Origin of the sequence: Bacillus sp. S10(2024), assembly GCF_050473865.1 — a bacterium.
In the GTDB taxonomy this organism is placed as follows: domain Bacteria; phylum Bacillota; class Bacilli; order Bacillales; family Bacillaceae_G; genus Bacillus_A.
This window is the reverse complement of the sequence record NZ_JBFLUR010000002.1, coordinates 1,431,277-1,444,854: the sequence shown is the minus strand read 5'-3', so window position 1 is coordinate 1,444,854 and position 13,578 is coordinate 1,431,277. Positions and strand designations below refer to the sequence as shown.

15 protein-coding genes and 2 pseudogenes are annotated in these 13,578 nt (G+C 34.0%); 7 read left to right on the top strand and 10 right to left on the bottom strand.

Going from position 1 to position 13,578, the window contains the following annotated elements; genetic code table 11:
* Positions 1 to 477: 477 nt before the first annotated feature.
* Entirely contained in the window at positions 478 to 1,212 is a 735-nt protein-coding gene (locus AB1280_RS07485; RefSeq protein ID WP_429755422.1) for a MerR family transcriptional regulator, read from the top strand.
* 129 nt (positions 1,213 to 1,341) lie between these two features.
* Here the strand turns inward: AB1280_RS07485 and AB1280_RS07480 are convergent, their stop codons facing one another.
* From AB1280_RS07480 to AB1280_RS07460, 5 genes are all read right to left on the bottom strand, one after another.
* On the bottom strand, positions 1,342 to 1,680 hold the full coding sequence (locus AB1280_RS07480) for a hypothetical protein (protein WP_429755421.1): 339 nt from the start codon (positions 1,678 to 1,680) through the stop codon (positions 1,342 to 1,344).
* Positions 1,681 to 1,987: 307 nt separating this feature from the next.
* Positions 1,988 to 2,335: a hypothetical protein gene (locus tag AB1280_RS07475; protein ID WP_429755420.1), complete on the bottom strand. Its 348-nt coding sequence runs from the start codon at positions 2,333 to 2,335 to the stop codon at positions 1,988 to 1,990.
* 33 nt (positions 2,336 to 2,368) lie between these two features.
* Positions 2,369 to 3,019 carry an EndoU domain-containing protein gene (locus tag AB1280_RS07470; RefSeq protein WP_429755419.1) on the bottom strand — a complete coding sequence of 217 codons (651 nt, stop codon included), beginning with the start codon at positions 3,017 to 3,019 and terminating at the stop codon, positions 2,369 to 2,371.
* A 361-nt stretch (positions 3,020 to 3,380) separates the two neighbouring features.
* The gene (locus AB1280_RS07465; protein ID WP_429755418.1) at positions 3,381 to 3,791 is read right to left on the bottom strand and encodes a DUF1259 domain-containing protein; all 411 of its coding nucleotides are present in this window, start codon (positions 3,789 to 3,791) and stop codon (positions 3,381 to 3,383) included.
* 416 nt (positions 3,792 to 4,207) lie between these two features.
* On the bottom strand, positions 4,208 to 4,762 hold the full coding sequence (locus tag AB1280_RS07460) for a GNAT family N-acetyltransferase (RefSeq protein WP_429755417.1): 555 nt from the start codon (positions 4,760 to 4,762) through the stop codon (positions 4,208 to 4,210).
* A 517-nt stretch (positions 4,763 to 5,279) separates the two neighbouring features.
* Between AB1280_RS07460 and AB1280_RS07455 the strand changes: the two are divergent.
* From AB1280_RS07455 to AB1280_RS07430, 6 genes and pseudogenes are all read left to right on the top strand, one after another.
* A pseudogene (locus tag AB1280_RS07455) lies at positions 5,280 to 5,468 on the top strand (DinB family protein); the annotation flags it as partial.
* 256 nt (positions 5,469 to 5,724) lie between these two features.
* Entirely contained in the window at positions 5,725 to 6,777 is a 1,053-nt protein-coding gene (locus AB1280_RS07450) for a metallophosphoesterase (protein ID WP_429757301.1), read from the top strand.
* Positions 6,778 to 6,921: 144 nt separating this feature from the next.
* Entirely contained in the window at positions 6,922 to 7,485 is a 564-nt protein-coding gene (locus AB1280_RS07445; protein ID WP_429755416.1) for a MarR family winged helix-turn-helix transcriptional regulator, read from the top strand.
* Positions 7,485 to 7,796: a hypothetical protein gene (locus AB1280_RS07440; protein ID WP_429755415.1), complete on the top strand. Its 312-nt coding sequence runs from the start codon at positions 7,485 to 7,487 to the stop codon at positions 7,794 to 7,796. Before AB1280_RS07445 ends, AB1280_RS07440 begins: the two co-directional genes overlap by 1 nt.
* A gap of 121 nt (positions 7,797 to 7,917) precedes the next feature.
* On the top strand, positions 7,918 to 8,550 hold the full coding sequence (locus AB1280_RS07435) for a DUF4937 domain-containing protein (RefSeq protein WP_429755414.1): 633 nt from the start codon (positions 7,918 to 7,920) through the stop codon (positions 8,548 to 8,550).
* 33 nt (positions 8,551 to 8,583) lie between these two features.
* A complete protein-coding gene (locus AB1280_RS07430) occupies positions 8,584 to 8,991 on the top strand; it encodes an NUDIX hydrolase (RefSeq protein WP_429755413.1) in 408 nt (135 codons plus the stop codon).
* A gap of 228 nt (positions 8,992 to 9,219) precedes the next feature.
* Here the strand turns inward: AB1280_RS07430 and AB1280_RS07425 are convergent, their stop codons facing one another.
* The 5 genes and pseudogenes from AB1280_RS07425 to AB1280_RS07405 all read right to left on the bottom strand — a co-directional run bounded on the left by AB1280_RS07425 (position 9,220) and on the right by AB1280_RS07405 (position 13,546).
* Complete coding sequence (locus tag AB1280_RS07425; RefSeq protein WP_429755412.1) at positions 9,220 to 10,920, bottom strand: pyruvate oxidase; 1,701 nt, start codon at positions 10,918 to 10,920, stop codon at positions 9,220 to 9,222.
* Positions 10,921 to 11,002: 82 nt separating this feature from the next.
* Entirely contained in the window at positions 11,003 to 11,740 is a 738-nt protein-coding gene (locus AB1280_RS07420; RefSeq protein ID WP_429755411.1) for a ZIP family metal transporter, read from the bottom strand.
* Between the two features lie 302 nt (positions 11,741 to 12,042).
* Entirely contained in the window at positions 12,043 to 12,228 is a 186-nt protein-coding gene (locus tag AB1280_RS07415) for a cold-shock protein (protein WP_020061359.1), read from the bottom strand.
* 87 nt (positions 12,229 to 12,315) lie between these two features.
* On the bottom strand, positions 12,316 to 12,519 hold the full coding sequence (gene cspD, locus AB1280_RS07410; RefSeq protein ID WP_000176366.1) for a cold-shock protein CspD: 204 nt from the start codon (positions 12,517 to 12,519) through the stop codon (positions 12,316 to 12,318).
* Positions 12,520 to 12,793: 274 nt separating this feature from the next.
* Positions 12,794 to 13,546, bottom strand: a pseudogene (locus tag AB1280_RS07405) (class I SAM-dependent methyltransferase).
* Between the last annotated feature and the right edge of the window lie 32 nt (positions 13,547 to 13,578).

The following is a 13,578-nucleotide window of genomic DNA, read 5'->3' as shown; positions in this document are numbered from 1 at the left end:
ATTTTTTAACTTGGTCTGAGTAAAAGATGTTCTATACTAGCTTCACATGATTACGAAGGTGTTGAAGTTGTTTCGTAATCATAAGATATGTTAAGTGTAATAAGATGAAAAGCCACTTTCAATAACTTATTCACACATGCAATGGATGCAATTTTGTATCGTAAAATAAAATATTTTGCGTAAATGACTATTTATCGCTGGGTTATTCTTTATAAGTTTAAGTGTTTTCGTTCTTTTTAATGGTGTCCTTATAAAACTAAATGTTAAATTAATTCTTCCTTTAGAGTAGTGACCTTCCTCAAGCAATGTATTGATATAGTGCTGGATATGCATAGTTGTATTCTCTTGCATTCTCAAATGTCCAATACGTGGTATTACATCCAATGCAATTAAATAAATCGTGTAAATAAATTTCTAAAAAAATCTTGACTCTAACCTTAGGTAATACTTCATAGTTAATTTTGAAAGGAGGAAATAATGAAATTTACAGTTAAAGATTTATCAGATATAGCAGGCGTTTCCATCAAGACCCTTTACCACTATCATAAAGTTGGTTTGCTTATTCCTAATGAGATTGGTGAAACAGGCTATCGGTATTATGGTGTAGAAGAATTAAATAGATTACAGGAAATTCTTTTTTATAAAGAGTTGGATATCCCGTTGTTAGAAATTAAAAATTTGTTAGACGAAGAATCAAATAGGGTCGGTACTTTAGAAAGACAGATGATGCTTTTTGAAAAGAAAATTGAGAAGTATCATCAGCTAATTGAAACAATAAAAGTATCTTTAGAATATAAAAAGAAAGGTGAGACTATGGACAATAAACTAATGTTTAAAGGATTTGAAACAGAGGAAGAATGGAAAAATGCTCTTGAAAAGCAAAAAACACATTTAAAAGAAAAATATAATTTTGACCTTAATACTGATTCCATCAATGTGAATGATATGAATAAGATGGCTATTGAAGTAAAAAATTTCACAGATAGAATGGCTGAATTTTTAAGAAATGGAGTTAAGTATGACGATGCAAGTGTACATGATGTCGTTAAACAGCATCTCAAGTTTTTAAATAAAAACGGTCATACAATTAGCAAAGAAGATTACGTGAATCAAACAAAGTTTTTCCTTCAAGATGATTTTCATAGAGAGATGTTAGAAAAACAGCAAATCGGATTATCATATTATTTACTAGCCGTTGCAGAAAATTTATAAATACTTTTTAAGACAGCAGGAATAATGCCCTTGCTGTCTTTTTTGCGGATAACTCTTTATCAAAGTATATAAATTAAAATGTAAACCCGACTCATGTCACATTGAATCGGATTTAACAAATACCTTACATTAGTTGGAATCACGGTTTTGTAAGTAATTCTCATACTCTTCTAGCCATACTAACATCAAGTTCTTTAATTCAATTGTTTCAATTTTACAAGTGTACTCTTCATCTTCCACATAACGATGTGTAATCATAGTGAAATCTGATCTAACTTCCAAATCGCAAGAGTTTCCACCGAAATTTGCACAATCAATTTCTTTATTCAAAACTTTATCAAGTTCTTCTATCCACTCTATACCATGAATATCAGATCGTAAAAACTCACCAACTAAAGCGATTTCTTCAGGTAAGTTAATAAGTAATATATCAAAAGGTCCTTTACTAAATTCATAGCTATATTTCATAGTTATATATCCTCCTATTAATAAATTGGAAATGCTGATATAATCCTACCGGTTGATTTATCAAGAAACATTTGAATTTTCATTCCGTTTGCCGCTTTACCGATATATGTATTTCTAGTTCCTTTTACAAATTGAGCGTTTAAATTGTAGTCGGTAGAATAATACTGGATATTTTTATCAGGGACGGGGGAGATTTTCTGGATTTTGGTTCGCCGGGTGTCTGGAAAAGCCGTGCTATAGATAGTAGGTGGTATGTGAAGTAATAAATAAGGCTGACCTCTGTATGACGTCAGCCTTTTAAATTATTTTACTCCTGTGTTTTCTCTTTTTTAAACTCTTTTTGTTTGTCCAGCCAAATTATAATTAAATGTACTAATTCAACCGTTTCTATCTCACAAAATTCACCTTTACCATCTTCAGCTAAATTGTCTAGGACAATAGTTGTATCCCTTCGAATTTCTAAACCACAAATGTTGCCGTTTACTTCTCCATAATCCTTTTCCCCGTTTAAAACACTATGTATGTCTTCTAAAATCCAATCTCCAAAAGCAGATACTTCAATGCCTAAAAAAGTTTCAACAAGTTTAATTTCTTGGGGGAGTCTCATAACTAATTTTCTATTGTTAAGTACTTCAAAATTATATTGATATTTCATTACTATTGTACTCCTCTATGTTAAATATAAAATTTATTCTGATGGGAAAGCAGAAAGAATCTTTCCGTTTGAATCTAGATACATGGTAATTTCTATACCATCTGAACCTATTCCGGAGTATGTGTTACCATAATCATAAGTTCTATTATTATATGCTTCATTTATATTATCTACAATTTTTTGTGGGCTCCAATCTTTAGGGGAAAATGTGGAGTATCCCCTATTTGCAGTCTTAGGGACTCTATTTACTTCTACCTTAGCTTTATATACTCCCTGATTATTTACTGTTCTTTCTGTTCCTGCAACTATTTTTCCAGGTGTATTCTCTAATACTTCAGTGTGATAGCCAACTGCTTTACCAATGCTATTTATTTCACCCTCTAGAATATGCTTAAGTCCTCTTCTTGTGAATTTTTCTGTTCCTCTTAAGCTAGATATGATTTGTCTATTAGAGAGTGATGGAGTATGGTTTCTTCCACCAGAATTAGCGAACTGATAGGTTGATAGTTTTTCCTCAGCTTCAAAAGCAGTAGAATTCATACTAGACTTTAAGTTTAGTCCATTAGTATCGGCAAACGCCAATCGATTTCCTATGCCTAAATTATCAACCCAATTTGTAACAGTTTGTTGTATACGTGGTACTTTGACGTCCTTTACTTTTGCATATCTAGCTTCTCTTAACACTTTTGCAAATGTACCTATACCTTTATCAAAAAGTACACCTGTTGCGAATTGTGTTGCGCCATAACTGAACCATATTACTGCATCTTCAAAATCACCATGCCAAAAAAAGTATGGAATGAAAATTGTTCGAAATAAAAGAATTGATTATAACGTATGCAGACGGATACAAGGTGTTTATCAATACTTCTAAAGTTATAGGAAAGGTATAGGAAAGGGAGCGTCAGTATATGAATGATAATAAAAAGAAGAGGGAAATTCCTCTTCTAAAATAGAACTTAAAGTGGCCTATACTGGTTTTGAAATATATTAAGCTATAGTATTTAGAGGCCTTATTATTCAAGAGATTTAGGCTTGCACATTTTTACTTTACTCCAGCTTTCTGAAGAGCCTTAGCAACCTCTTTTGCAAACGCTACTGGATTTTGAACCGATTCAAGATGCACATAAATGAGTCTAGGTTTTTCAAATAACCAATGGTTGTGTATAGCTGAAACTTTAATATGCTCGCTTCTTTTGATAGCTTGTAAAAAAGGATTTACTTCTTCTTGTAAAAAAACGAGCTCAGCTAAATTTAAAGTCTCATTTTTCTTAGTAATAGGTTCGAAACTAAATTCAAGTGAGATTACCATTTCAGAGTGTGTAGGTTGGCCAAGGATTGTTACGTTTAAATCTTTTCTCTCCCTAGTTACCATACATACATCATTTTTTTGTTCTGCCTCACCTTTAAGGATTTTTGCTAGCTCATTACATAATGTCTTAGCTATAAAAATCACCTCCTAGAAAGTTATACTTCAAAATATGAAAGAGATTGTATTTTGGAAATAGCTAAAGGTCTATTATTACAAAATAAGTTCAAAGTTTGTTTGTAACCTTTCTCTTAAAGGAAGCTACGGTTATTAAGAAAAAATAAATAGTTAAACAAGTTAGTATACTCATCTCTTTAAATGTAAGATTTTATATGGAAATATACATTTATTTTGTTTTATTGACAAGAATTAACTGGAATTCTTAATGCTTTGTTTCAAAGAAATATTCTTAAAAATATCTTAAATGATTCAGGTACGGTTATAATTAAACGGGACGGGAGAGGTAATCGTTTTTATTCACATTACAAAAAGCGTTGAGTTAGACGAATTATTAAGGGCTTTCTAAGGAGTACATTAAACAAAAATAGAATCTAATATAAAATTTATTTAGGGAAATATAACTCTTGAAACTCGTCTTTCGTAATTCCGAAATAGATTTCATCATAGAATGCGCCATTTGTATATATCATATTTCTTAAGCGGCCTTCTTCTACAAACTGAAGTTTTCGATGAAGGTGGATAGAAGCGGTATTAAATGAATATATTTGAATGGTTGCTTTTTGATATCTAAGCTCGAAGAAGTAATGTTTTAGTATAGTGATAATCATATCTTGCGCGTATCCTTTCCCTCTATGAGAAGGGAATACAGATATACCGTAGTCAAATGTTCCATTTTTAGAATCGCAATTCGCAACGTCAATTGTCCCGATTATGTTTTTATTGTGATCTTCGGCAATCCAATAAAAGTCATCACAGTCAGTAGAAGCCCCTTTGGATATCTCGGAAATCCACTCTTCAATTTGTTCTTCTGTGCGTGGGAAAGCAATTGAATCAAGGTTTTTAATTATTTCATCATCTAATTCTTTAAATAAATGAATGTCTTCTTTTTGAGGTGCCCGTAATCGTACTTTATTGCCGCTCCAATATGTAACTTTCATTCTCTTCATCTCTCTTTCTAACTATTCTATTAAGTTGAATTATACCATTTTTTAGGTTTTTTTGTATAAAAATACATTGGAACGTCATCTAGTAGATCAAATAAAAAAGGACCTGCGTCCGAAACAGGTCCTTTCGTCAGATAATGAAACTCGTTAGGAGCTCACTTATTATGTTAGCAGCTGATAATTGAGCAGTCTATAGGTTAGAAGTTGAGAAAGTTTTTTTACAGGCTGGCTGAGGTTCGTTTCAAGATTAGAAGAGGAGAAAGTCAAACATTCTTTATAAATCCATTTTAATGTTTTGACATACAAGTTACTGCTTTGCTGAATACAACATGCTTGCTCCTTTTGTTTTAAACTTTGCATCCGGCAGGAAAAGGCCCTAATCGTTTCTATGCATAGCCAGATGCTCTCGCCCGTCTAAAAAAGAGTTTTAATGTCGTTGTTTTAGAATTTTAATTTTTGGGATTAGTATGATAATATTTTATAATAAAGTTAAAATAAAAGGATGGGGAAAATGAAAAAGAGACCGGAAGCGAATGAATATAACCCGTATTATGCAACATACATAAATTTATTACCAGAGGGAGATATCGTACATATTTTAGAAGATTAAATGAAAGAGACGAACCTCTTATTGAAGGATATTTCCGATAGTGAAGGACATTTTCGATACGCTCCTAATAAATGGAGTATATTATCCATCCAGTTGAAATATGAAATAACAAAAAGAGATTGATTCGTAAAAATGATGAATTAGTCTCTTTTTGTTTTACGTCGTATTAGTGGCATTATAAAAATTTTTGTGTCAAAATAAAATTCTCAATGATTCGGAGGGTGATTTGTTATATTTAGTGTAGTATATAAATGTTTGTAATGAAAACTTGTAAAAGAGGGGGCATATTTTGAAAACGAGAAATGTAGTAAATATTTTTATTTTATTTACTTTATATACGCTGTTAATGATTTACATTGGCTGGAACGGCTGGATTTGGATTCATACGACTTTTCATATTCAATCTTGGGGATATTATGCGATTGTAGTTGGACTATTATCATACGCTTATATTTTAGATCGATTGATTAAGTTTGCTTCACCGCTTAGAACAATTGGTTCTTATTGGTTTGCGGTTATCCAATATGCGGTCATTCTTTTGCCAATAGCGGATGTAGCCGTGTTTATTTTAAATTGGTTATCGTTTCCGAAAGAACAATCTATTTTTTGGACTGGAATCATCGTTCTCATTACTTTTGTTTTTATTTTTGTTTATGGAACATTTAATGCGTATAGTCCGATCGTTCGAAAATACGAGATTCATGTACCTGAAAAAGATAGTAACCGTAAAACACTTCGAATTGCAATGGCTTCAGATATGCATTTTGGTAAGTTGTCTGGCTTGTCTCATTTGAAAAGATTGGTTCATCATGTAAATCATATGAAACCAGATATTATACTGTTACCTGGAGATATTATTGACGATCACCCAGAATATTTTATAAAAAAGAATATGGGACAAGTGATGAAGCAAATGCATGCCCCACTTGGCGTATATGGGGTGTTAGGTAATCATGAATATTACGGCGGAGCGATTCCTGAATTTTTGCAAGAAATGAATAAGATTGATGTAAATATTTTATTAGATGAAGTTGTGAAAATAGAAGATTGGTTTTATATTGTAGGCAGAAGAGATAAGACGGACCGAGATCGGAAAAGTTTCGAGGAATTAATGAGCACTGTAGATAAAAGTCTTCCCGTCATCGCAATGGATCATCAGCCATTTGAGTTAAAACAAGCTGAAGCAGCAGGTGTTGATGTATTACTGTCTGGACATACACATAGAGGACAAATGGCACCGAATCATATCATTACAAGAAGAATGTATGAATTAGATTGGGGATATGTACAGAGACACACATTTCATGCGATTGTTTCTTCTGGATTTGGTTTTTGGGGGCCACCGTTAAGACTTGGCAGCCGATCAGAGATTATTGAAATAGAGCTTACATTTGATTAAGTAGCAAGGGGTAAGATACCTTTGCTGCTTTTTTTTGAATAATATGTAAAATCGTTTATATTAGTAACCATGTTGACGATTACTCAGGAGAAGTGGTATTCTATATTTGTCAGCATGGTGACGAAAAATGGAAGGGAGTTACATATGGATATCAATCGTTTAATGAAAGAACTACATTTTATGCAACAAAGTTACGCTACTTTATTTTCGGTTGTCAATAAGGTGCAAACCCGTGGGGATGAGTATTTAGAGGTATTAACTTCTCGGCAACACATGGCTCTTATTGCTATTGCGCATTTGGCAATTGAAAGCACGACCCTTATTAATATTGCGAAAAAGTTAGGTACAACAAAGCAGACCGCTAATAAGTTAATTACAGGCCTTGTGAAAAAAGGATATGTTAAAACTGTGCCGAGTAAAATGGATAAACGTTCGATTAATATTGAGATTACTCCTGAAGGAAAAAAAGCGTTAATTACTTGTTCCGAAAAGTCTACTTATTTTTTAGCGGATATGTTTCATGATTTCACAACTGATGAAATTGAAACGTTTTGGAGATTATTACAAAAACTCTATAGATTCGATGGTGAAGAACAAGATGGTTTTGAAGAAAATGCCAAACTCGAAGTTGATGAACAAGTGCAGTTAAATGATCAAGAAAAAGTGTTGGCTGAGTTTTCAAGACGACGATATGGGGGGGCGGAATGATGAGTAAAGTTTATTTGAGTAATGTCTTTTATGAGAAAGCAAAAGAGACTGAAAATAAGTTGAAAGAAAAAGTCTATTATGTAAAGAAAAAAGTCCAGGAATCAATTTCTCAAGCGAAAGACAAGTTTCACCGTAACAAGAAACGGAACAGGGTAGGCAATTGTGTATCAATTATTATTGCACTACTTATTATGGCTGTTTCTTCGTTGACCGCAACAAATTGGCTATTTTGGATAGGTGTAGTAAGTATTATAAGTAATGCTTTCATGTTTAGTATAAGCTTTAAAAAAGAAAATTTAGTTAGTAAATAAAAAGTGTATTTCTTTTAGTAGTTCTATTATTTATAAAATTTTGATATTTCTATCAAACCCCTTTAAAATAAAAGTATTGAGTTTTAATCAAGCTTTCACGGGAGTTAAGGGGGAAATTTGGATGTTAATTAAATCTATTATTTGTAAAGTTAGCGACGAAAAAAAGGAATTATTTTCAGCTGCCCAAGAACAATGGGACGAGTTGAAGTCATTAGATGGCTTTTACGGACAAATCGGGGGATGGGATGAATCAGAGGCTTGCATATTTAGTTTATGGGAAAATATGAAAATGTATCAAAGTTTTATGAATGAATCACACGATAAGATTTTTAATGATAACAACCAAGAGAGTACGTATACATCATGTGAAACAGAATTATATCAATCTTTATTTGATATGACGGAGACTCCATTTGTTGAAGCATTAGCACACAGTTCCTTTTTACGAGTAGCAATTTGTGATGTAAAACAAGAGAGTGAAAAGCAATTTTTACATATGCAAGAAACAGTTTGGAATCCAGGGATAGCGAGAGCAGAAGGACTGATGGGCGGCATTGTTGGAAGATCTCTTTCTTCTAATCGTTACATTGTTTTATCTTTATGGAAAGACGAAGCAGCACATCGACATTATGTGAAAGAAATATTTCCGCATTTACTACATACAGCAAATCCATCTCAACAAGTGCTACATTTGGAAGGGAAGCAGACAACGCTTGTTAGCTCTTGGTCTGTATTACCTGTTCATTGTATGTAGAATGTTAGCAATTTGTCTAAAGGGGGAGTAGGTATGCCTTATCCGAAACATATTGTAAGTGCTGCAACGGTCGTGTTAAATGATAAAAACGAAATTTTACTATTAAAAGGTCCAAAGCGAGGGTGGGAACTTCCTGGCGGTCAAGTGGAAGAAGGAGAAGCGATTCCAGCAGGTGCTATTCGGGAAGCGAAAGAAGAGACTGGCATTGATATTAAAATTGTGAAATACTGCGGAGTGTATCAAAATGTTTCACAGTGTATTTGCAATCATTTGTTCGTTGGTAAGCCAATTGGAGGGCAATTTACAACAAGTAGTGAAAGTTTAGAAGTTGGATATTTTTCAATTGAAGAAGCGCTGCAAATGGTAACATGGAAAAATTTCAAAGAGCGCATTTTACATTGTTTAGATGAAGAGAATCAGCCGTTCATCGTGACTTTTTAAGATAATCGAGATATTCTATTTTGAGATAAGACAGTAGCTATTAAAGTATACTTACTGTCTTATCCTTGTGTTTTTTTATCCCGCATTAACGGGCAGTAAGACCTCCCACCTCAAGATTGAGAGAGAAACGAAGAAGATAGGTGGGGGATAACGGCCCGTAAAAGCCTGATTGGTTCAACTAACCATCAGTAGGGGGATGAAGAAAACCCCACTGATGGAAATTTCACTTTATAAAGGGGGTAAATCAATTTTTCCTTCTTCAAATAATTCTTTCAGCATGTGCTTAGTATAGCCGGCTGCTTGGGCAAACGTAATTTTTGCAGGCATTGGAGCTTCGTTGACATCAACGAGTACGTCGATAATACATGGTCTGTTTTGTTTTACAGCTTGTTCAAAAGCAGGCATCAATTCTTCGGGCTTTTCAACGCGGTAACCGACTCCACCGCAAATTTCAGCGTATTTCGCGAAATTTGGATTGGTAAGTTCTGTCCCAAATTCAATATTCCCCATTACTTCTTGTTCAAATTTAATCATAGCGATTTTATGGTTATTTAATACGACTACAACAATGGGAAGTCTATATTTTACAGCTGTTACAAAGTCGGTCATCGTCATCCCGAATCCACCATCGCCACAAATTGCGAAAACTTGTTTATTTGGGTAAGCAATCTGTCCAGCAATCGCTCCAGGGAGACCGCAACCAAGTGTTGCTAACCAACTTGATAAAATAAAACGTTGATTTGTTATACGGAAATGACGTGCCGTCCAAACCGTTACATTCCCAACATCTACTGATAAAATAGCATCATCATCTGCAACTTGCTGTAGTGCGTGCATTACTCTTTGAGGTTTAATTGGAACAGAGGTTTCGTTTTCTTGATTGTGCAATTTCTCTTCCCATTTCTTCATTAGTTCCTGATGGTGTTCTAAAAATGAGTGGTCAGTATGTTTTTCAATATTTTGCGTGAGCCACTTTAAAGTTTTAGCAGCATCACCAGCAAGCCCAATATCTGTTGGATAACGTTTACCAATTTGTGCTGGATCTGTGTCGATATGAAGCGTTTTGGCCTTTTCTGGTAAGAAACCTGTGAATGGGTAAGAGGTGCCGACCATAATGAGTGTATCTGCATGTTGCATAGCTTCATATGCAGGTTTTGTCCCAATTAAACCTAATCCTCCAATGCAAAGTGAATGTTCATCTGGAATTACTCCTTTGGCTGGAAGTGTTAATACAATAGGCGCTCCAATTTTCTCGGCAAAAGCAAGTAACGGTTCCTTTGAATCTCTTGCGCCTTTTCCTGCTAGTATTACAGGTTTTTTTGCTTCATTTAATGCAGTAATAGCTGTTTCTAAATCGTGCTGCTTTGGGAATAATTCTGGCATCGTAAAAGCAGGTGTGGTAATCCGCGCTTTTGCATCTACCTCAAATTTTTGAATATCATCTGGAATGGTAAGAACAGATACCCCTTTTTTAGTATAAGCCATGCGAATGGCTTGGTTTACTACAGCGGGAAGTTGTTCCGCTGACATGATGCGCTGGTTATAAACGGCGACATCATCAAACATTCTTTCTAAATTTACTTCTTGAAAAAAGCCAGTTCCAATTAAATCTGACTCAATTTGACCAGTAATAGCAAGGACAGGCGCTTGGTCTAATTTAGCATCGTACAATCCATTGAGTAAATGTATAGCACCTGGCCCAGCGATTGCCATACATACGCCGAGTTTACCAGTTAATTTTGCATAAGAAGCAGCTGCTAAAGCGCCAGCTTCTTCGTGACGAACTTGAATAAATTTAATTTTATCTTGCGTTTTACGAAGTGGCTCGACAATAGAATTAATGGAATCACCGGGCATTCCATATATGTGATCGACGCCCCATTCGATTAATAAATCAATCAGTACTTCACCAGCAGTTTTTTGAAACATGGAACTTCCTCCTTACATACTGAGATACTATTATGTTTTGGAGAAAAAGGTAAAATATACAAACAGTTATGGAAGTTCTCTTTTAATGATGACTTATAAAAGGCAAAAAAACGATAATAAATAAACATCCAACAAAAGTCCAAGAAAGGAAAGAGGATAATGATAAGTGTTTTTTTGCTTTCCAAAGCATTTCATGGAGTGTTACATATCCTAAAGAACCGATGGCGCTTCCCATTATTAAGCCTGGTAAATGAATCGTTTTGCTGTTAATAATCATACCAAACGCTGTGCTTAAACCAAGAATGATTGATAAAAAGAGGATGATTAAGATGAAAGATATATATTTATGCTCTGTAAATAGGAAAGAGATAATTAAAGCAAGACCTTCAGGAACGTGATGAATAATAATGGCTAGTAAGAAAGAAATAGTAGATTCATGATTCGTTGTAAAAGCAGTTCCTAACGCAAAACCGCTAGGCAGATTGTGGATAAAAATTGCAAAGGAAAGAAATGAAAACGGTTGCCATGTTTGTTTATCATAATTATGTATCATAAAATGATGACAGTAGTGATCAATTAAACGCATCATTAAAATTCCAATAGTACTACCGAGGATAGGGCCGATTATTTCATAACTCGAGAATGTTTCTGGAATGATTTCTATTAGTAATAATCCAAGTAGAATCCCTCCGCAAAGAGCATATAAGTGATATGTTTGTTTTTCAATTATCCGTTTAGTTGTAAGACCAACAATTCCGCCAAATAACAACCCTCCAAATGAAAAAAACGTAACAATTATCGGAAATAAAATTCGCTCCATAAAATCACACTCCATTTTTTTATCTCTCAATTTTTAAGTAGTAACGCTCTTATCTCAATGTTTTCAAAAAAGAAAATAGTGAGGAGCTAGCTGCTAACATAATGCTTGACTGGTTCAATTTATAAGTAGACATGGGAGGAAAAGTTCAATTATTATAAGTTTACTTTATAACAACTTATTATGGTCAAGAAGAGGTTAGTCCCAAAATTGAAGAAGGGGAGTTATTCATATAGATTTGGAGTCAAACTTGAAAGCATAAAAAACCCTTGCAGAGAATATTCTGCAAGGGTTTTACAAATATTTTATCCCAATCGAGGCAATAAACGTTCTCCGCTTTTCATTTCACTTCCACATAAAGGGCATTTTGGGTGCTCTTCAAATGCGAAGTTTTTTCGCATCCACCCTAAGCATTCCTCTGACTCACATTCCCAAACTGGGATTTCTTCCGGTGCTACTTCTGCAACGTCATTCTTTTTGTTACGATACACGAGACCACTCCTTTTATGTGAAATAAGTGTTTATATAATTAAAAAGGTTGTTAACCGTTCGTGTTAACAACCCTTTTATTGTCTAAATTATAGCTTTACAACGTTTTTAGCTTGAGGTCCGCGGTTGCCTTCTTCAACTTCGAAGCTTACTTCTTGACCTTCATCAAGAGATTTGAAACCGTCGCCAGTAATAGCTGAGAAGTGAACGAATACGTCGTTTCCGTCTGCAACTTCGATGAATCCGAAACCTTTTTCGCTGTTAAACCATTTTACTTTACCTGTTAATGTCATGGTAAATGCCTCCTAAAAATAAAGAAAATAAGTGTAATATGATCCGTCTTATTTCTAAGCAAAATAAAAATTCACATATTATCAAAAACCCATAAGGAACGCATATCATCCCTATTGATGCTTGATAATATGTGAAGTGGATTTGCCTGCATATCGTATACTATGGTTTCATTTTACAATGAAATGAGAAATATTGCAAGTGATGGTAACATTTTTGGTTTTACTAGTATACTGCTTCTCCATATGTAATGAATTAGCTTGGAGAGGCGATGAATTAAAAAGAAGCAATGAAGTAAAAGCGATGTGCTTTTACTTCAATAAATCTATTTTGTTGAATGTGGTTATGGACATGAAGCAATTGTTCTTCATATTTTGATACCGAAAAATCAGGGATTTGCCATGGAATTGCTTTTAAATAATATATAATGCTTCTGATGTTGTAAAATCGTTGATAGGGGAAACATTCCTGCTGTTTAAGGATTTGAAATCCAAATTGTTTCAGTTTTGAGGAGGCATATTGCATATCTCAATAATTGTACTCACTTTCAGTATATGCATGAAGTAGGTGGTTTAATTCCAAATTATCTAATCCACCGACTTGTTGAGTAATAAAAATACAGTTCGGTTTTAAAATTCTTTTTACTTCTGTTTCACAATATGATTCATGTTTGTTAATAATCAAATCAAATTGTTCGTTAGCAAATGGCCAATGTGTATCATCCTCGATTGCATGAGCAGATATACCTAAAGGTTCGATCTTAGCTTTTGCCAAAGCGATATTGGGAGCGTATCCTTCTGTTACTGCAGTTTTAGCAGGAAGCAGGGTTAGTAAAGATAAAAATTCACCACCACCAGTTCCCATGTTAAGCATGTTATCTACATTATGGATATATTGTAATGCTATGGATGAATAGCTCCACGGAAGTGGCTCTGTACTTAGTCTTCCGGTACCTGTTAAAAACGAGAAATTCCATCCTTGAAATGGTGTATTAGGTTGTTTAACAAAATGATAAAAAGTATCCTTCATGGTTAGCCCTCCTAATTTACATCTTATAGTTT

Excerpts from the sequence above, each read along its gene's own strand:
- AB1280_RS07480 (WP_429755421.1), bottom strand. The coding sequence starts at position 1,680 with ATGAAATATAGCTATGAATTTAGTAAAGGACCTTTTGATATATTACTT.
- AB1280_RS07450 (WP_429757301.1), top strand. The coding sequence starts at position 5,725 with ATGATTTACATTGGCTGGAACGGCTGGATTTGGATTCATACGACTTTT.
- AB1280_RS07440 (WP_429755415.1), top strand. The coding sequence starts at position 7,485 with ATGAGTAAAGTTTATTTGAGTAATGTCTTTTATGAGAAAGCAAAAGAG.
- AB1280_RS07485 (WP_429755422.1), top strand. The coding sequence starts at position 478 with ATGAAATTTACAGTTAAAGATTTATCAGATATAGCAGGCGTTTCCATC.
- AB1280_RS07420 (WP_429755411.1), bottom strand. The coding sequence starts at position 11,740 with ATGGAGCGAATTTTATTTCCGATAATTGTTACGTTTTTTTCATTTGGA.
- AB1280_RS07430 (WP_429755413.1), top strand. The coding sequence starts at position 8,584 with ATGCCTTATCCGAAACATATTGTAAGTGCTGCAACGGTCGTGTTAAAT.
- AB1280_RS07475 (WP_429755420.1), bottom strand. The coding sequence starts at position 2,335 with ATGAAATATCAATATAATTTTGAAGTACTTAACAATAGAAAATTAGTT.
- cspD (WP_000176366.1), bottom strand. The coding sequence starts at position 12,519 with ATGACATTAACAGGTAAAGTAAAATGGTTTAACAGCGAAAAAGGTTTC.
- AB1280_RS07435 (WP_429755414.1), top strand. The coding sequence starts at position 7,918 with ATGTTAATTAAATCTATTATTTGTAAAGTTAGCGACGAAAAAAAGGAA.
- AB1280_RS07445 (WP_429755416.1), top strand. The coding sequence starts at position 6,922 with ATGGATATCAATCGTTTAATGAAAGAACTACATTTTATGCAACAAAGT.
- AB1280_RS07460 (WP_429755417.1), bottom strand. The coding sequence starts at position 4,762 with ATGAAAGTTACATATTGGAGCGGCAATAAAGTACGATTACGGGCACCT.
- AB1280_RS07425 (WP_429755412.1), bottom strand. The coding sequence starts at position 10,920 with ATGTTTCAAAAAACTGCTGGTGAAGTACTGATTGATTTATTAATCGAA.